We start from the raw sequence: 19,753 nt of genomic DNA, 5'->3' as shown, positions 1-19,753 counted from the left end.
ACTCCCCACTTTTTCATTTCAAACAAAAACAAAAAGAATGATATTAACAAATTTGTCAAAATCATTCTTTTCTCAAGATATTTTATAAGTGTGTTAATTAACCACTTTTATTAATTATAGGCTCACATCAAAAGCGTGAGGTTGATTTCCGTTCCGGCTGGGCGCTTTGTTGCTGTCGCTTCGCTTTCGCACAGAGCAAAGCTTCCTGGGGGCGTCCGATGAGCCCTTGGGCCAACACGATGTTGGTCACGAAGGCGTTATCACAGGATGTGATGTTTTTAGCCTTCGTTCCTCTGACTGCTCGCTCCAGGGTCTCATCTGTGACGCTGATCCCCAAGGAGTCACCCAGCCTCACTCCAATCAACTCATATATATGATATATGTTTTATCCAATGTCATATTAATGAACTTCATTAGAATTCGCTAACCAAATAGACATATACAAAATAATAAACCTCATTTTGAATAATTTAGTTTATCTATGCGAAAGCAATGAAACAGCAAAAACAATTACGCTTAGGCTAAATTTATTGGGATTGTTATGGTCACTTTCCCTCCACCAGCTGATAAATCATTGGCAATTAGCAATGTTCCATCATGACTCTGAACAATGGATTGGGCAATATAAAGTCCCATCCCATGGTGGTTTCCCGCATTTCTGCTTAGATCCCCGCGATAAAATTGTTTGGTAGCCTCATTCAAATCTCTCGGAGAAAATCCACAGCCGCTATCAACAACAGTAAATTGAATAATATCAGCGGCACCTTGAACAGTTATTGTCACCTTGCCATTTTCAGGTGCGTGTTCTACAGCATTGGCAACGACATTTAAAATCGCTCGATAGAACCTCTCTTCATCGATCAATATAAGTGTAGGTAGCATTTCCTTTTGGACATCTACTTGAAGCTTTTTCTCCAACGAAAGAGCTCTCATTTGATCTTCTACTTCTATCATAAATGCATCCGTTTTAACATTCGTTTTTTCACGAACGATATTTTTCTCCATTTTTGATAAATCGATCAGCTCTTTCGTAAATTTTTCTATTTCCATTGTATTTTTCAAAATATAGTCATTATATTCTCTTTGTATATCATCTTGATCAGTATCCTGTAAAAGTTCTGCATTCCCCCGAATAATTGTAAGAGGTGTTTTCAGATCGTGGGCAAGAGCAGAGATTTGCTCTCTACGGGTCTGTTCTGATTCCCATTGCTGTTTTAAAGAACTGTTTAATGCCTCCCTCATATGCTCAAGAGAAATGGATATTTCATCTATTTCACGAATTCCTGAAGTATTTATTGTAAAATCCAAATTTTGATTTTGTATTTTTTCAATCGCTTCCTGCAAGCCAAACATTTTTTTCTTAAGATTTCTTCCAAAATGGATCGCAAGGACAGTCGCTAGGGTTACAACCCCTATAATAAATAATAGAATATCTAAAAGCTGAGGATTAGGAAGATATTTCCTTAAAATTTCTGAACTATACTGTGGTACTAAATAATATCGTAATATACAAATCTCGTTTTCTCGCTCTATAAACGAGTAAAATTGGTTGATACCTTGAGCTTGCTCTTTTTTCATTGCATCCCAAGCTTTGAAAGCTTCCTGCTCTGAAAGATTTCCTGCAAGAAATTTACCTTCTTTAGAAAAGACTGCGTAATCAACAAGGTCTGGGATCAATTCAGCTGTAACCGAACTACTAGACGCAATACGATCCCTTGATAATGAAATTTGAGTTTCTGCATAATTTGCTGGTAATACGAAGTTGGTAGAAAAGGCAAACATCGTTAAACAGATCAGTAGCACCACTAACAGAATAACGCCTAGACTTAGGAAAAGGAGATATCGAAGAAAAAAAGTATGTAGTCGTGTTCCTTTAGTCGGCTTTATTGTCTCCATTTATATCCAATCCCCCAAACAGTGTCAATGGCGTCAACATTAAAAGCATGTAGCTTTGAACGAATATTTTTAATATGCTCAGTAATAGCGGTACTGTCACTCTTCCCATCAAACCCAAAAACAGTTTCATAAATTTTTTCTTTAGAAAACACCTGTCCTCGATTTCGAGCTAGAAATTCGCATATTTCATATTCGCTTTTTGTCAGTATTACCTTCTCTTCATTTACAAACAGCTCTTTGCCAGATAGATTGAAGTGAACGTTATCTACAAAAAGAATGCTACGTCTTTCTCTTTTTTCGCGTCTCAAATGAGCATTTACTCTTGCACGTAGCTCCCCAATTCCAAACGGCTTGATAATATAATCATCTGCGCCAAGACCAAGACCATACATTAGATCTTCCTCCAATGATTTAGCCGTTAAAAAAAGGATAGGACAATCTACAGCATGACGTATTTGGCCACATAAAGTAAACCCATCAATTTCGGGCATCATCACATCCAATAAAATTAAATCGAAAGCACCAAGATTCATTTTACTTGCTTCTGTCGCATCAGAGACTGCCGTTACTAAATGTTCGTCTTTTAGTAATGCATTTTTTATCAATACTAAAATATCTTTTTCATCATCTACTGCTAATATTTTTGCCATACTTCTACCCTCATCATTTCTTCAAACCCTAATTATCAGACTTTCTTCCTTCCCATTTCCAAAACCATAAACAAGATAGGACTAATGCAAGCAATGTCCCGCAAACTGAAGCAATAATACCTTCCTGTAGTCCTATTTCCACCGTCGATAGGTCAAGCCCTGACGCTTTCATTTCCCATAATGAAACAAAGTGACCACCCCAGCCATAAGGTATAAATGACCAAATACCATCACCTAGTCCTGTGAGGAGTAGGGCTACTATTAGTGATCCGACAATACCTAATCCGATTGAGGCACCTTTACCAAAATGAAAACTAACGAAAAAATGTAAAATATATAAAATTGCAAAGCTAACAAATAGAATACATCCAGCTATAAAATAAAATTGATAACCAAAAGTATCTTCATGCAAAAGTTCAATAAAACCAATACTAAAAATACCGAAGGACAGTAATATTGCTCCAAAACTAAATAACAATAACATTAGCAACTTGCTTAAATAGGCCACTACTTTTGTTTTAGTAGCTGTTAGCATCTCCTGAAAATGTCCTGCATTTGCTTCTTGCTCCGCTGCCATTGCACAAACTAATCCAATAATAATTGGAAACCCACACGAAAGAGCCTGAAAATAACCGGATATTTTCCAAGCAAAATTCCATGGTGAATATGAATAGTATGCTAAAAACAGCCCAGAAATAATAATCGGTACAAGGAGATGAATTAGTAAAAATGGCGTTCTTTTTACTTTAAGAAACTCTGCTCTCAGTAATCTTAACATTACCATGCACTATTTCGCCTCCCTTTTCTGAAACCAACGTGCAGTAAGGAAGCTGATTAACGCAAACCATGTTATAGCAATTAATATACCCGGAACTATAACCGACATGCTTAATAACGGACTGCCTTCAGGCACTGGCAAACCATTTGGTAAAATCTCAAGAGTTGGACAAATTAGTCTTGCTGTAATGGCATAAGGAACTCTATACCAGAACTCTCCATTTGCAAATGCAATCATACCAGCAATATTGCCGACTAAATTTATAAAAATAGCCATATAAGTTCCTAATTTTGCCGCAAGGAATAAACAAAGTGGAATTTGCCATAAAAATGTTACGAAAATTAATAAACTACCTGTAAGACTATTAATGAAAGAATAGCTATTACCAAATAATATTCCACCAGCAGTAATACCAGTAAAGAAAATAAGTGTAATTAATAACAACCAGGCACTACATGCAAGTATTTTGCCAAACCAAATCTTCTTCAGATCGAGTGGCATTGCGAGAATACTATGATATTTCAATTTAGCATCATTTTCCACCACTAATGCACAACATATCGTCAGAGCACCCGGTAAGAGCATTGAATACCACCAATTATAAGCACCCTTTTGGAAGAAGCTCCCTCCCATTAAAAATGCAGTTAGTAATATCGCCACAATGGGTGCCAGCCACACTAATTTAGGGATAAAAGTCTTTTTCCATTTTAATCTTTCAGCCTTCATAATTGAGATCATGTTACATGCCTACCTTTCTATTAGCAGACACTACTTGCATAAATAATGATTCTAATTCCTGACCTTGTGGGGCAACTCCCTGATAACCTAATTTCCCTCCTGCAATGATGCCAATTTCATCAACAACCTGCTCTACCTCTGACAGGATGTGGCTAGATAAAATGACTGTAATCCCTTGCTCTGGAAAAGATCGAATCAGCTTTCGAAGTTCTTGAATGCCGATAGGATCGAGACCATTTGTCGGCTCATCAAGAATTAAAAGCTTTGGATAGTTTAATAGCGCAATTGCTATTCCTAGACGTTGTTTCATCCCAAGCGAAAACTGTCCTGCTCGTTTTTTTCCTGTATTAGTCAAGTCAACAATTTTTAATACTTCATCAATACGTGACTGTGGCAACCCGAGGGCAATCGTTCGAACCTTGAGATTTTCTCTTGCCGTTAAATTTTCATAAAGCGGTGGTGTTTCAATTAATACACCAATGTCTTTTAAATCATTACGATTCCATTCACGTCCATTAAAAAGTATCTTTCCTGCATTCGGACGCAGCATCCCCGTAATCATTTTTAACGTTGTTGATTTCCCTGCACCATTTGGACCGAGCAAACCATAAACAGTATTGCGAGGTATCGTTAACGATAAGTCCTCTACAATTTCTTGCCCCTTAAAGCCTTTACTAAGATTTTCTGTTTGTAAAATAATATCTTCCATCTATAATCATCTTCCTTTCGATGACTATAGTGTAAAAAATGATTATAAGGATTTTATAAGGATAACGAAAAATTTTGTGGAGCATCACTAAGAAAATTAATGAGATATTATAACTTCGGCAAAACAAGGGGTTGATTTCCGTTCCGACTGAGCGCTTTCCTGGGGGCGTCCGATGAGCCGCTTCACTCGCGCTGCTCGCTCCAGGGTCTCGGGCCAACACAGTGTTGGTCACGAAGGCGTTATCATAGGACGTGATGGTTTTAGCCTTCGTTCCTCTATCGCTAATCCCCAAGGAGTCGCTCAGTCTCCACTCCAATCAGCCACTTCACTTAGCGTGTACCTCTTGGCAATTTATAATATAAAGCGAAACTTTAGCAAAATGTTATACCAGCGTGAAAGCATAGTGAAACGTAGTGAGCAGCAACAAATGTTCTGCGCGAAAACGAAGTGTCGGATAAGCAAACGGGAATCACGTCACTGTCATTAGCCATAGCGCTCATTTTTTGGATGGATTAAATTCACAAGAGAAACTACCTTCGTCATACTTTATTTAATATGTCATCTTAATTCATTGTCATCGCAGTCTTCAAAAGACACAAAAAGCATTTGGAATGAGTACATCCCAAATGCTTTTTTGTCATGCTATATAAAATTTAATTTACATAAATTCTTTCACTAAATCATTAAAATCATTTTCGCTCATTTTAATATCGATATCTGTTAATGGTAGCTCTGAGTAGCCCGGTACTTTTTCTTGATATGAAGCTGTTTCAGTATCTTGATAAATAATACCTGTTACTAAACCTTCATGCTCCATCACTGTACGCATTGCCATACCACGGTCAGAATTATCATAGCCTTCGATATCAGCAAGCTTCGTTAAGTTTTCTTTAAACCAATCGTACGTGTTCACTTTGTTATACGTAACACATGGTGAGAATACGTTGATGAATGAGAAGCCTTTATGATTAATACCTGCTTCAATTAAAGCTGTTAACTCTTTAATGTCCGTTGAGAAACCTTGTGCGACAAATGTAGCTCCACTTGTTAAAGCTACTTCTAATGGTTTTAATGAAGGCTCAATCGCACCACCTGGTGTAGATTTTGTAATAAATCCTGCAGCAGAACGTGGAGATGTTTGCCCTTTTGTTAAACCATAAATTTGGTTATCCATAACAACGTATGTGATGTCAATATTACGACGGATAGCATGAATTGTATGACCCATACCAATCGCAAATCCATCGCCGTCACCACCAGAAGCTATAACGTTTAAATCACGGTTAGCCATTTTTAAGCCTTGTGCAATTGGTAATGCACGACCATGAATACCGTGGAAACCGTAAGAATTAATGTAGCCTGAAATACGACCAGAACAGCCAATCCCTGAGATAACAGCTAATTCGTTTGGTTCAATACCAACGTTTGCCGCGGCGCGCTGAATCGCTGCTTGAACAGAGAAGTCACCACAGCCTGGGCACCAGTTTGGTTTCACTGTATTACGAAAATCCTTAAATGTTGCCATTAGCGAGTCAACTCCTTCACACGATTTTCTAATTCACCTGGCAAGAATGGTGTACCATCATATTTTGTAATAGTCTCGATTTTATCGTGACCACCAACATTCATCTTCATAATATTTGCTAATTGACCTGTGTAGTTATTTTCTACAACGATTACTTTTTTCGCTTTTGCTACAAGTGGTGCCACCTCAGCAGATGGGAATGGGTGAATTAAGCGAATGTGTGCATGGTTCACCTTCATACCTTGAGCATTCAATCGTTCTTGTACTTCTTCAATTGCTCCACGTGTTGAGTTAAAGCCCACTAATAAAATATCGGCTTCTTCGTGTGGCGCATTAGAATGTACTGGATTATCGAATTTCAATGCTGCTAGCTTACGGAAACGTTTATCCATTTGTACTTGACGGTTACCAGTTGCTTCAGATGGTTTACCTGTTTCATCGTGTTCAACCCCTGTTACATGGTGAATACCATTTAATGTACCAGGTAGCACACGCGGTGAAATACCATCTTCTGTATCTTCATAACGTTTGAAGTATGCTTTATCAGCCGCTTCTTCAATGTCGCCTGTAACAATTTTACCGCGACGAATTTCAATTTTATTGTAATCGAATGGCTCTACAGATTGTTTACCTAGAGATAATTGCAAGTCAGTCATTAAAATAACTGGTAATTGTAATTCCTCTGCAATGTTAAACGCTTGGATTGTGTCAAAGAATGCTTCCTCCATTGTAGAAGGTGCAATTACTACTTTTGGAATTTCACCATGCGTACCATATAACATCGCCATTAAATCTGATTGCTCTTGTTTTGTTGGTAACCCTGTTGATGGACCACCACGTTGTGTATCAACAACAACTAGCGGCTGCTCCGTCATACCTGAAAGACCAAGCGCTTCCATCATTAATGAAAGACCAGGGCCAGCAGAAGCTGTAAAGGCACGAACACCACCAAAGTTTGCACCAATTGCCATTGTCGCTGCAGCAATTTCGTCTTCTGTTTGAATAACCGCACCACCGAATTTCGGTAATTTTTTAATAAGGTATTCCATAATCTCAGAAGCTGGTGTAATTGGGTAGGCTGCCATAAAGCGTGTCCCAGCCGCAAGTGCACCAAGTGCTACTGCATCGTTTCCGATCATGAACATACGGCGTTTACCGTCTGCTGGTGCTAAAGCCCATTCACCTACACGATTGCCTAAAAGCTCACTCATAATTTGGCGGCCTCGTGCAATGGCCTCCATATTTTTTTGAACTACTTCTTCACCTTTTCTGCCAAAAATATCGTCTACAACATTTTGGAATACTGCATTATCTAAATTTAGTAATGATGCAGTTGCCCCAATGGCCACCATATTTTTCATTAACGAAGTACCTAGCTCTGCTGCAATTTCTGTAAACGGTACCGCAAATAATGGCGCCTTTGAATCTTCTGGCTTCACTGGATCAAATTTTGAATCCGCTAAAATAATGCCTGTTTCTGTTAGTTCTTTATAATTGACGTCGATTGTTTCTTGGTCGAACGCTACTAAAATATCTAAATCATCCGCAATAGAACGTACTTCTGTTGGACGAACTGTAATTTTATTATTCGTATGGCCACCTTTGATTCGAGAAGAGAAATGACGATAACCGTATAGGAAGTAACCTAAACGATTCATTGCCATTGAGAAAATTTCGCCTGTACTTTCAATCCCTTCACCCTGTTGCCCACCGACTTTCCATGAAAGCTGATGTAACATGTCAACAACTCCTTAGATCCAATGTGTATGCTATTATTTTTCCTTCATAAGTTTAACACGAAGAAACGGTCTGCACTATTGTTATTCCACGATTTAACCGAAAATCAGACCTTTGACTGAAAATGGGTTCATAAAGTTGTAATTTTCAAATCAATTAAGTTTAAAAAATTAACTTACTGATTTCAAGTGACATTTAACATGTCAGTATGTAGAGCATGAGGCACTCTCTTCCTCATATCCTTATTTCTATATAAACGAAAAAATGCCTTGCAGCTTATTATGTGCAAGGCATTTTACTTCATTACATTTTATCGATTACGTTTTTCCACAAGAAGCTTTAAGGCTGTACGTTCCTCACCAGCAATTAAAATATCGGCAAACGCCGGTGCGCAAATTAAATCTGTGCCACTTGGCGCTACAAATCCGCGTGCAATGGCCACTGCTTTCACGGCTTGGTTAAGTGCCCCTGCCCCAACTGCCTGCATTTCTGCTTGCCCTTTTTCTCTGATTACCGCGACTAATGCACCTGCAACTGAATTTGGATTAGAGCGTGATGATACTTTTAATGAATCCACAATTATTCCTCCCCGTTTCGCGAATAGTGTTTACGCTCAACAACTCATGTCCCCCTTTTTTTTGGACCTCAAGTTATTGTCGATAGGTCATTTTATGCTCGGCAAGAAGAAAATAGACTATATTCATTTCTTATATATTAAAACAATCAAAAAAGACTGAAAATTTACATTAGAAAGCTACTATGGCAATGAAATCAAAGGCGTCACAAAATAGCTCTTAGGCAAAGCGAGAGGTTGATTTCTGTTCCGACTGGGCGATTTCCTGGAAACGTCGGGAAAACAAATTTTTTCTGCGCGAAAGCGAAGCGGCAGCGGCACGATGTTGGTCGAAGGCGTTATCACAGTACGTGATGGCTTTTAGCCTCCGTTCCCCTATCCACTTCACTCGCGGTGATCGCTCCAGGGTCTCAGGCCAACAGATGCTTTTTCGCGAAAGCTTAGCGGCAGCGGCACGATGTTGCACGAAGGAATCGCCCAGTTTCCACTCCAATCAACTGATTCTCATGACTTCCGAAATGTCATCCAACTTTTTAGTTTTATCGGAACACTTTTACGATTTATCGACCAACTTTTAAATTTTATCGACTAACTTTCACGTTTTATCGCCCAACTTTTGAATTCTATCGACTAACTTTCACGTTTTATCACCCAACTTTTGAATTTTATTGACATCTACCTGCCAAAGAGCAAAAAAGGATTCATACACAAAACTGTGTGTGAATCCTTTTACTTTTTGATGTCTCTCAGTCGGAACGTAAATCAACTGATTGACATAGCAAGTATCTTCTGGCACGTCGCTTTAATCTAAGTAATAAAGTAATTTTAACAAAAGAGTTTTGTCTGTGCAAAAGCAACAGCAACAACAACAAAGCGAAGGAAGTGGCTCGACGCTCGACTACAGGAAAGCGAGTTGCCCGGAACAGAAATCATTCTTATTAAAAGTGCCAAAACATTCTCAAATATTACCTAACCATTTTGTTTTTCAACATAAAAAACTATTGTGCATTTTTTTATACACAATAGTTTCTCTTCTTATGCTTGGAACGGATAATCTTCGTTTATATAAATCCGCTCACAATGTAGAGCTTTTCCTGTTTTATCATCAATCTCTACAAAGAAACCACTTAACACTTCGCGTCCTTTTTTAGGCACTTCAAAACGAGATGGCATGTTTGTTTGGAATCTATAAATGACACTTTCCTTCGTCATCCCTAAAATTTCATCGTATGGACCTGTCATACCAACGTCTGTAATATACGCTGTTCCATTCGGATAAATACGTGCATCCGCTGTTTGCACATGAGTATGTGTACCAACGACTGCTGATGCCTTCCCATCTAAATGCCAGCCTAGTGCAATTTTCTCGCTTGTTGCTTCTGCGTGGAAATCAACGAACACAAGCGGTGACGTTTTATGTGCTTCTTCGATTAATTCCTCTGCCATCGCAAAAGGATCCTCATGAGGAGGTAAAAATACTCGTCCATGTAAATTAATAACAGATAGTGTTACACCGTTTTTTGAAATTTGCACCATTCCTTTACCTGGTGCCTCATCCGAAAAGTTCGCTGGGCGTATTAAATAATCTGCATCATCAATAAAATCAAAAATATCTTTATTATCCCAAGTATGATTGCCCATTGTGATAACATCTACACCCATTTGCAATAGATCATTATAAATACTTCGTGTAATTCCACGCCCTGCTGCTGCGTTTTCACCATTGGCAATAACTACGTCTGTGTTATATTTTCTCTTTAAGCGTGGTAAATATTTTTCCACTGCATCTCGGCCGATTGAACCTACAATATCACCTATAAATAAAACTTTCATTTTTCAAGACCACACTTTCTTTAATTAGCAACTTTTAGTTTACCACCTAATCCTAGTGAATCGCAAAATAAAACGCAAATCTCTTTGAGTTTGCGTTTTGTACAGGCTGAATTTATTGTGACTGTAACGATATAAGGGCATCATTTTTTTATAAATGACGAACATGATCAACGTTGAGAGCAAGTAAGTGAAATTTTATTCATTTCATGAAAAATCGTTATTTATTTTATTAATTGCCTTCAAATCGATTACTACATCTTTTCATATACTATTTTGGGGTGATTTCAGATGAATAGGTTGAAGTCATCTCCAACATATTTTGATATTCCCCATTAATAATTTGCTCCCACCATTCTTTGTTTTCCATGTACCATTGAATCGTTTGAGCAATTCCAGTTTCAAAAGTATATATCGGTTGCCAACCTAATTGTTCTAATTTTGTTGCATCAATTGCATATCGCTTATCATGTCCTAAACGGTCTGCTACAAACTCTATTAATGCTTCTGATTTCCCTAATGTACGAATTATGGTTTTAACTACTTCTAAATTCGTCCGTTCATTATGCCCACCTACATTATATACTTCTCCATTTACACCTTCATGTAAAACTAAATCAATGGCAGCACAATGATCAAACACGTGTAACCAATCACGAATGTTTTGACCATTACCATATATAGGAACCTTTTCTCCATTCAATACACGCGAAATCGTTAAAGGAATTAATTTTTCCGGGAAGTGATAAGGCCCATAATTGTTAGAACATCGTGTAATATTAATAGGCACCCCATAAGTATGGTGATACGCTTGAACTAAAAGATCAGAGGAAGCTTTACTTGCACTATATGGACTATTTGGTTGTAACGGTGTTTCTTCAGTAAAAAAAGTTGTTGGATCAAAATCCAATTCACCGTATACTTCATCTGTAGAGACATGAACAAATTTGGTAATTCCTACTTGCCTTGCAGCATCTAATAACACCTGTGTTCCTAGCACATTTGTAGAGACAAAAACCGCTGGATCTGTGATGGATCGATCTACATGACTTTCTGCAGCAAAATGCACAATATAATCAAACTTTTCTTTCTCAAATAAAGAAAAAATCACATCATAGTCTACAATATCTGCTTTCACAAAATGATAATTCCCCATTTTTTCTATATCATGGTGTTTAGTTAAATCACCTGCATATGTTAACACGTCTACATTATAAATTTCATACTCAGGGTACTTTTTAACCATGTATTGAACAAAGTTTCCACCAATAAACCCCGCTCCACCCGTAACAAGAATTTTTTTCTTTGTCATCTGTCTCACCTCTAAACTTGTTCGACTGAAATAAAAAAACTCTACATTGTCACATGAGAGTTGTTTAATGAATGAGAAACTTCAATTAAATATTTACCGTATTCTGTCTTCATTAGAGGATGCGCAAGATCTAATAACTGCTTCTTTGTTATATATCCTCTTCTGAATGCTATTTCTTCAATGCAAGCAATATATAGCCCCTGCCTTTTTTGTATAGCCTCTACAAAGTTAGAGGCCTCTAGTAATGATTCATGCGTGCCTGTATCTAACCACGCCAAGCCTCTACCAGTAAGTTCAACCTTTAACTCACCCCTTTGCAGATATACATCTATTATAGAAGTAATCTCCACTTCGCCCCGCGCTGAAGGCTTCACGTTTTTTGCGATATCAACTACTTTATTATCAAAAAAATATAAACCTGGGACTGCATATGAAGATTTAGGGAATTCCGGCTTTTCTTCTATTGAGATAGCATTCATCTGCTCATCTACCTCTACTACACCATAGGCCCTCGGATCATTTACATAACATCCAAAAATAATGCCCCCAGTCGATAAAGACGCAGCATCTTGTAAACGATTGCTCAAATTAGAACCATAGAAAATATTATCGCCTAATACTAATGCGACTGGTGATTTACCGATAAACGCCTCTCCAATTATAAAAGCTTCTGCAAGGCCATTAGGACTTTCTTGTACCGCGTATTCAAAGTTCATCCCTAACTTACAGCCATCTCCTAAAAGTTCTTTGAATCCTCCGATATCTCTAGAAGTAGAAATTATCAGTATTTCTTTTATGCCCGCAAGCATTAATACGGATAGCGGATAATAAATCATCGGTTTATCATAAATAGGTAACATTTGTTTAGAAATAGATTTCGTCAGGGGATAAAGTCGAGTACCTGAACCCCCTGCTAAAATAATACCTTTCATCCGATATTAACCTCTTCTCATTGCTAATATTAACTAAAATAGAGAACTATAATTATTTTTTGTTAAATCTCCTCAAAATCAGCGAACATTTTTTGAATCACTTCTATACTGTTAAACATCATGATATCAATAATTGAAAGACCCGGAATAAAATGTTTTTTAAATTGTTTGTATGGCGATAAGTTGGGCTTAATAAAGTGTATATCCAATCCATTATCTCTGTATTTTTCCTTATCATAAAAATCTTTTCCACCAATAGCATTAATATAAGTACTAGCATTTAATGCTTTAGACACTTTAACTCCCCACTCATCTGCTGTATTTGCATATTCAATAGTAGGAAATTTTTTTGACAAAATTGTAATCTTTGTTCTTATATTTAAGAGCTCACAAGTTTTTCTTAGGAGTAATGTATTAATTTCACTTAAATTATCATAATTATTATTTGGTAAACTACCATTCAAAAAATCCAAAACATAGTTAAAATAAGGAGCTTGTTTATAATAAAATAATTGGTTAAATAGTTTCTCTTGCCAATCAATATTTTTGTTTATCAATATATCTTTAATTTTAGTTTCTCTAGGAGCCTTAATTATTGGAACATTGATAAAACTACTTTCTTTATGCTCGTTTAAAATCCTATTTCTAGTAATCCAGCTTTTTTTAATATATTGAGCATTATCAAATATAACAAATTCATCTACTGAATTTATTAATTGAAAATAGCCCACATATGGAAAAAAATAAGGTTGCATTAATGCTACTCTCATTCAAATCTCCCCTACGCTTTAATAATTCCGCAAATCTTATCAACTTCTTCTAGTTTCAAATCACCATAAAGTGGTAAAGTTAGAATTCTTTCCGACATATATTTTGCGACTGGTGTTTCTTCGGGAGAAAATCCACCACGGTAGCATTCAAAACTATTTGTTATAGGGTAAAAATACTTTCGTGTAAAAATATTATGCTTCTTTAATTTATCATGAACTTCATCACGGGAAAGTGTAAACCCATCAAATAAAATAGGAAAGTATGCATAATTGCTTTTTACACACGAAGGAGGAAATGTTAAACGTATTCCATTAACGCTACTAAGTTGTTCGAGATATCTATTGTAGATTTTTTTTCTCTTATTAATTTCTTGATCTACATTTCGAAGGTTGCAAAGGCCCATTGCTGCCTGAAATTCATTCATTTTTGCATTACCACCAATATAATCTATTGTTTCAAGTCCAGTAATGCCAAAGTTTTTATACGCATTGAATACATTGTTCAAGCTAGAGTCCTTAAAAGTTAATGCTCCTCCCTCAATCGTATGAAAGACTTTTGTAGCATGGAAGCTAAACATGGATATATCACCATAGTTTGCGACCCCTTCATCATCGATTGTAATACCAAAAGCATGTGCAGCATCATAAATTACTTTAAGATTATACTTTTTTGCAATTCTATTAATTTCAGCTACATTACAAATATTACCGTAAACGTGAATAGGAATTATCGCCGACGTTTTATCTGTTATAAAATGCTCGAGGTTGTCAGTTTGGATTGTATAGTTATTTGGGTCAATATCACAGAAGACAGGTGTCAGTCCATTTCTAACAATCGCATGGGTAGTGGATGCAAAAGTAAATGGCGTTGTAATCACTTCCCCGGTTAAATTTAATGCTGTGATTGCATACTCTAACGCAAGATGCCCATTCGAAAATAGCGAAACATTAGGTGTTTTTAGATACTGTTCCAATCCCACTTCTAGTTGTTGATGTTTTACACCCATATTAGTCAGGCATCGACTATCCCAAATACCTCTAATTTCTTCAGAAAACTCATCAAAATCAGGCATTGATGATTGCGTTACTTGAATTGGTTTCATCGTTTCCCCCACTTTACTTCAGCTATTTTTCACTACTGAAATTTCTACAATGATATATATACCCAGTTCTCCATATTGTCCATCTTTTCTAACATTTCAAGCATATTCAGTATCTTGCAAATATCATCAGTACAAGGAAAATCAAATCCCAAAATGAGCGTAGAGCAGAAGTGTTAACGCTCTTTTTGTTATATATTTGGCAATAGATGTGTCATCGGGAGTATACCTACCTTGATACCCTTCCAAACTATTAACTAGAATTCTTAAAAGTTTACGCTCCACCTTCAGTTGTATTGAAGACTTTTGCAGCACGGAAATTGAACATAGAAGCACCATCAAAATATAGAAAAATAACAGAATTTTATACTCTTATATTTAATTCCATGAAAATTTTCCCTTGTCTACAATATACAAAATAAGCATCATCATCTTTATAGACTTTCCCTAGCTTTTGTCGTGACTTAACATCTTTTTTTACATATTGAAGTATATTCCATTTTAAAACTTCGCCTTGAATCTCAGAAAAATCAAAAACATTAAGCCAATTTTGGGTTCCTCTTAATAAATGCCAAATTCTCTCTATTTCCCATTCTTCCCAACCAATAATTTGCTTATATTCATTCGGTTTAATTTGTCTAGCCCGTACTGTTGGACTTATTCTAGGTTGCTTTATCCTCGGAGCACAATTATTCTCAATATCTAGAATGGATTTTATTAACATTTCAACTCCTATTTTAAATACTAAGACTTCCAACAATTCTTCCTCAGTAGCTCCTAAAGGCATACGATAACTTTTTTGATATATAATATCTCCAGTATCTTCACTTTCATCGATGTAATGGACAGTCACTCCTTGATTTAAATCATAATCATAGTAAGTCCAAAAAAAAGGAAACCCTCCTCTGTATTTAGGAAGTAAGGTTGGATGAAGATTAATGCACCCTTTTTTAGGGATTTCCAATAAATTCTTCTTTAACAATTCAGACATCCTATTTACAACTATTAAATCAGGTTCTAACTTTCTAACCCAATTCTCTAATTTGTCATTGCAGCCCTCATTCATAAAATAATACGGCAGTCCATTTTCTAAACAAAAATTCTCCAATTCCTTTGTTTGCATATTAGGATTTTTCCGTTTAGATTCAATAACACCAATAATATTAATTCCTGATTCAATTAACGAATGAATTACATTAGAAACTTCCATAGTAATTAATATTACTTTAATATTTGTTTCATATATTATAAGCCCGCCTTCCTTTCACTAAAATATTTCACTTATTAACAAGGGCTCTACACCAAGATATGTGCTTGCTGATGAATCCTACTCTCTTTTTTCGCGGACAAGCTCATTCGGGATATTCTCTGACTTACTTTCCCTAAGGGATTCGTCTTCTCCAACAACACCTCTTAAAGATCAAACTTAGATTATAGTCAAAAAATCCCTGCAAACAAATGTTGAATATATTAACATTTAATTTTCTATATAAAAAGCTTACATTTTTTCAACCCATTTAAATTCAGCTATTTTTTATTAATGAATCTTCTATAATTATCTTCACCAAGTTTGTCATATTCTCCATCTTTTCTATCATTTCATTCAATGATGTAAATTTCAGCATCATTAATCCTACTGTCCTATGGGCTCCAGTAAGAGAATAAATTGGATCACCTGGTTTTACTAATAATTCATATTCAACAATATTATTTTTTATATCTCCATCAATTTCAACATTCTTAAATATCCCACAATTCAGACTATTAAGAACATACATACCCCAATATCCTTTTGTCTCGACCATAATTAAATCATCACAATCTTCACCTATTGCCGCCCTAATTGTATATTCAATCAAATCTATACCAGTTGCATATTTTATAGCTTGAGATACCCATTGACCACCATTTCTTGCAGCAATCTCTATTAAATAAACATTTTCTTTTGCATCAATTACAATATCAAAATCAAAAGCCCCTGTTTTCATTTTTAATAAATCTAGTACTCTTTGAATTTCATCATGCACCTTATTATGAATACGTTCAGGCATATTATATGGCCAACTAGAAGCTATTGGAACAAACGGATATAAATTAGATAATGAGAAATGTGTATTTGCGAAACTACGAAAAACTATTTTCCCATTTACTGAAAAGCAATCTCCCGAAATTTGATAACCATTTTTTTCGATATACTCTTCTATAACAAATTGTTTTGCTTTTGAAAAATATAAAGCATTCTCCACTTTTTCTTGTAGATGATCTATTGAATTTATTTTTGAAACTCCTCTACTTCCTGACGAATCAACTGGTTTAACCATCCATGGCATTTTGAAATTAATAAAATCATTCTTAGCTTCTTCAAATGATTGGTATCCTTTAAATCTGGGTACATTAAAATTATTTTCTTTCAAAAATTCTCTAAATTTATCCTTTTTAGTTAAAATCTCCACAGATTTATAAGGATGAGAGGGTAAGCCTAATTTTTCAGCTACATAAGTTGCTGTAAGTAATGCTGAATCTGTCGCATAACAAACTATTCCATCAATGGTTAGTGACTTCGCTAAAGATAAAACAGCTTCTGTATCTGTAGTATCTACATTATAGTACTCGTCAGCAAATTGCTGACCTGGATTTTCTTCTAAGTAGTCACAAGTTACAACATAATAGCCCATTTCTTTTGCTTTTTTTATAGCTGGAACTTGAGCATGTGCACCACCAAGCATTAAAAGCTTCTTCATTTTATCGCACCTCATTATTTATTATTAATTTAGTTTTCTCTTTTTTATTTTCTAACATATCTTTCAAGGTCAATAATAGATAAGTAAAACATTCTAGTTTAAATAATTTTGCTAATGCTACGTATAAAATAGTTCCTATAAATATTTGAATTATAATTGTTAAAATATCTGACATTGCGTACGATTTTATGAAGAAAATTACAAATCCCATTACTAACGATAAAAGTAAAGATGGCATGATATCTTTCCATTGCTCTTGAATACTATAATTAAGCAACTTCAAATTAGGATAAGCATTAATAATAGTGCCCAAAAATCCACTAATTAACACACCTACAGCCATTGCATGAACCCCAAATTGAATACTTATTACGAGAACTACAAATCCAAATATCTTTTTAACAATTTCTAGCTTCAAAAAAATATCACTACGACCTAATGCATTTATAGCCTGCAAATTTGCTGTATGAATAGGCCATAGAGCATAAACAGCACAAAATATTTGTAAAAATGGAACAGTAGGTAACCATTTTTCTGTTATCAAAATCTTTACTAAAGGTTCAGCGATAATAGCTAGACCTATCATCATCGGAAATACAATAAATGAGCTCGTAACAATGACTCTTCTCACCATTTCCTTTACCCTTTCCCTATTTTCTTGATGAGCTGCCAACGTAGGAAGCATGACTGATTGTATGGATCCGTTTATATTACTTACAATGAAACCGGGAAACTGTTCTCCTCTACTATAAAAGCCCAATAATATTGGACTAAAAATTTTACCTATTAAAAGTCCACTTATATTCGTATAAATAGTATCAATCAACGCAGATATTAATAACTTCCATCCAAATGAAAATAATCCTATTATTCTTTCCATTGAAAAAAGTAACTTTGGTCTCCATTTGTCGGTAAACCATAAAATAACTATAACCAAAAGTTGATTTGTTAATTGCTGCACAACCAAAGCCCATACACCAAAATCATTATATGCCATTGTTATACCAAAAATCCCCGATACTAAGACTGCCCCTAAACTGCTAAAAAATAATTTCTTAAATTCCATATTTCGAGCAATAATTGCGTTCTGAATTGAATTAATAGCACCAAAAAACAAAGTTATCGATAAAATTCTTAAAATAAGTGTTATCTGTGTTTCTTCAAAGAAAATGGCAATAATAGGCGCAGAAAAGAAAAGTACTACATATAAAATACTAGCAACAAATAAGTTTAAGAAAAAAACAGAAGAAAAGTCAACTTCATCAGCATCTTTCTTCTGAATTAAAGCTGTATTAAATCCACTTTGAATTAATACATTAGATAACGAAATAAAAATTGCTACTAGTACAATTAATCCAAAATCTTTAGGTAGTAGCAAACGAGCTAGCACTATCATTACTATTAATTGAAAGCTCTGCGATCCCCCCCTCTCCATCATTTTCCACAAAAGAGAAGAAAGGACTTTTGATTTTGTTATGTCATTGTTCATTAAACAAATTTCCTTTTGGCAATTCTAAGAATTTTCAAAATACCTGGACTATAATTTTCCATGAATAAAGCAATCTTCATTTTTAATCCTAGTTCCAAATATAACTCTTTAAATTCCCCTGTTTTTGCTTCTTTATAATTACCCTTTTCAAATAGTAGAAATAATTGAGATCGTTTTTTTGTTCTTTTTATTACATCATCATATTGTTTGTTTGTATAATGATTTATTTCTTCTAGCATAATTGCCATATCATTGTAGTGTTTTTCCTTTTTTTTAATGTTTGATAAATATTTGGCTGTCCAAGAACATTCGTCTCCTACTCGATATGCTGACATAATTTCATCGATACAATATACTGTACCAAGTAAAGATAAATTGATAACTAAAGGATAATCACCGACAGGGGCATTTTCTAAGAAAGCTGGCCTATTAGTTCTAAATTCCGTTGGATACAGCATGGAATTTGTTAAGAAAAGAGATCCACCGCCTTCTATTACTTCAGAAACTGTAAAGAGTTTATTTCCTTTATTAGGTCTGTTATACATCAATATTTTTTTTTCTGTTGCTGACACCACATACCCACCATGAACGCACAAACTACATTCAGGATGATTTTCCATATAGTCTACCTGTTTTTGCAATTTATATGGATCTGTCCAGTAATCATCACCTTCACATATCGCAATATATTTTCCTTTTGCTCTTTCAACATTAATAGATTCTACGGACACTCCTTTTGAATATTGGTTTTCACTTTGATAGATAGGTTTTATCAAATCTGGGTATTTTTTTTCATACTCTCTTATTATTTTTGCTGTGTTATCTGTAGATGCATCGTCATGAATTAATATTTCAATCTTAAAAGTTGTTTTTTGCATTAAAAAACTGTCAATTGCATCTGCTATATATTTTTCATGATTATAGGTTATACAGCTAACACTAACTAAAATATTATCCATTTAGATACACCCT

Annotated in this window: 17 protein-coding genes; all 17 read right to left on the bottom strand. The window is 35.3% G+C overall.

From position 1 onward, the window contains the following. Positions 1-516 precede the first annotated feature (516 nt). The gene (locus ACZ11_RS21375; RefSeq protein ID WP_049668542.1) at positions 517-1,896 is read right to left on the bottom strand and encodes a sensor histidine kinase; all 1,380 of its coding nucleotides are present in this window, start codon (positions 1,894-1,896) and stop codon (positions 517-519) included. Beyond that, the gene (locus ACZ11_RS21370) at positions 1,884-2,546 is read right to left on the bottom strand and encodes a response regulator transcription factor (protein WP_049668541.1); all 663 of its coding nucleotides are present in this window, start codon (positions 2,544-2,546) and stop codon (positions 1,884-1,886) included. The genes ACZ11_RS21375 and ACZ11_RS21370 overlap by 13 nt, the downstream gene beginning before the upstream one ends. Before the next feature lie 28 nt (positions 2,547-2,574). Next, positions 2,575-3,330, bottom strand: coding sequence for a lantibiotic immunity ABC transporter MutG family permease subunit (locus tag ACZ11_RS21365; protein WP_049668540.1), 756 nt, complete (start codon positions 3,328-3,330; stop codon positions 2,575-2,577). Positions 3,331-3,333: 3 nt separating this feature from the next. Continuing rightward, positions 3,334-4,062, bottom strand: coding sequence for a lantibiotic immunity ABC transporter MutE/EpiE family permease subunit (locus tag ACZ11_RS21360; RefSeq protein WP_049668539.1), 729 nt, complete (start codon positions 4,060-4,062; stop codon positions 3,334-3,336). A 1-nt stretch (position 4,063) separates the two neighbouring features. After that, entirely contained in the window at positions 4,064-4,771 is a 708-nt protein-coding gene (locus tag ACZ11_RS21355; RefSeq protein ID WP_049668538.1) for a lantibiotic protection ABC transporter ATP-binding protein, read from the bottom strand. Between the two features lie 658 nt (positions 4,772-5,429). Next, positions 5,430-6,296, bottom strand: coding sequence for a 2-oxoacid:ferredoxin oxidoreductase subunit beta (locus ACZ11_RS21350; protein WP_049668537.1), 867 nt, complete (start codon positions 6,294-6,296; stop codon positions 5,430-5,432). After that, positions 6,296-8,035 carry a 2-oxoacid:acceptor oxidoreductase subunit alpha gene (locus tag ACZ11_RS21345; protein WP_049668536.1) on the bottom strand — a complete coding sequence of 580 codons (1,740 nt, stop codon included), beginning with the start codon at positions 8,033-8,035 and terminating at the stop codon, positions 6,296-6,298. Before ACZ11_RS21345 ends, ACZ11_RS21350 begins: the two co-directional genes overlap by 1 nt. 308 nt (positions 8,036-8,343) lie before the next feature. Next, the gene (locus ACZ11_RS21340) at positions 8,344-8,610 is read right to left on the bottom strand and encodes a stage V sporulation protein S (RefSeq protein WP_008178903.1); all 267 of its coding nucleotides are present in this window, start codon (positions 8,608-8,610) and stop codon (positions 8,344-8,346) included. 1,032 nt (positions 8,611-9,642) lie between these two features. Next, positions 9,643-10,440: a TIGR00282 family metallophosphoesterase gene (locus ACZ11_RS21335; protein ID WP_049668535.1), complete on the bottom strand. Its 798-nt coding sequence runs from the start codon at positions 10,438-10,440 to the stop codon at positions 9,643-9,645. A gap of 268 nt (positions 10,441-10,708) precedes the next feature. Beyond that, positions 10,709-11,749, bottom strand: coding sequence for a dTDP-glucose 4,6-dehydratase (gene rfbB, locus ACZ11_RS21330; protein ID WP_049668534.1), 1,041 nt, complete (start codon positions 11,747-11,749; stop codon positions 10,709-10,711). A gap of 41 nt (positions 11,750-11,790) precedes the next feature. Continuing rightward, positions 11,791-12,681: a glucose-1-phosphate thymidylyltransferase RfbA gene (gene rfbA, locus ACZ11_RS21325; protein WP_049668533.1), complete on the bottom strand. Its 891-nt coding sequence runs from the start codon at positions 12,679-12,681 to the stop codon at positions 11,791-11,793. A gap of 62 nt (positions 12,682-12,743) precedes the next feature. Next, positions 12,744-13,451, bottom strand: a complete 708-nt coding sequence (locus tag ACZ11_RS21320; RefSeq protein ID WP_049668532.1) for a WbqC family protein — start codon at positions 13,449-13,451, stop codon at positions 12,744-12,746. 11 nt (positions 13,452-13,462) lie between these two features. Beyond that, the gene (locus ACZ11_RS21315) at positions 13,463-14,554 is read right to left on the bottom strand and encodes a DegT/DnrJ/EryC1/StrS family aminotransferase (protein WP_049668531.1); all 1,092 of its coding nucleotides are present in this window, start codon (positions 14,552-14,554) and stop codon (positions 13,463-13,465) included. A gap of 361 nt (positions 14,555-14,915) precedes the next feature. Further along, entirely contained in the window at positions 14,916-15,761 is an 846-nt protein-coding gene (locus ACZ11_RS21310) for a methionyl-tRNA formyltransferase (protein WP_049668530.1), read from the bottom strand. 313 nt (positions 15,762-16,074) lie between these two features. Beyond that, a complete protein-coding gene (locus ACZ11_RS21305; protein WP_049668529.1) occupies positions 16,075-17,292 on the bottom strand; it encodes an ATP-grasp domain-containing protein in 1,218 nt (405 codons plus the stop codon). A gap of 1 nt (position 17,293) precedes the next feature. Then, positions 17,294-18,781, bottom strand: a complete 1,488-nt coding sequence (locus ACZ11_RS21300) for a lipopolysaccharide biosynthesis protein (protein ID WP_049668528.1) — start codon at positions 18,779-18,781, stop codon at positions 17,294-17,296. After that, the gene (locus ACZ11_RS21295) at positions 18,781-19,740 is read right to left on the bottom strand and encodes a glycosyltransferase family 2 protein (protein WP_049668527.1); all 960 of its coding nucleotides are present in this window, start codon (positions 19,738-19,740) and stop codon (positions 18,781-18,783) included. The genes ACZ11_RS21300 and ACZ11_RS21295 overlap by 1 nt, the downstream gene beginning before the upstream one ends. Positions 19,741-19,753: the final 13 nt, after the last annotated feature.

This window comes from Lysinibacillus xylanilyticus, from assembly GCF_001183605.1.
Classification (GTDB): domain Bacteria; phylum Bacillota; class Bacilli; order Bacillales_A; family Planococcaceae; genus Lysinibacillus; species Lysinibacillus xylanilyticus.
Note: the sequence above shows the minus strand (reverse complement) of the source record. Positions and strands in the feature narration are given on the sequence as shown.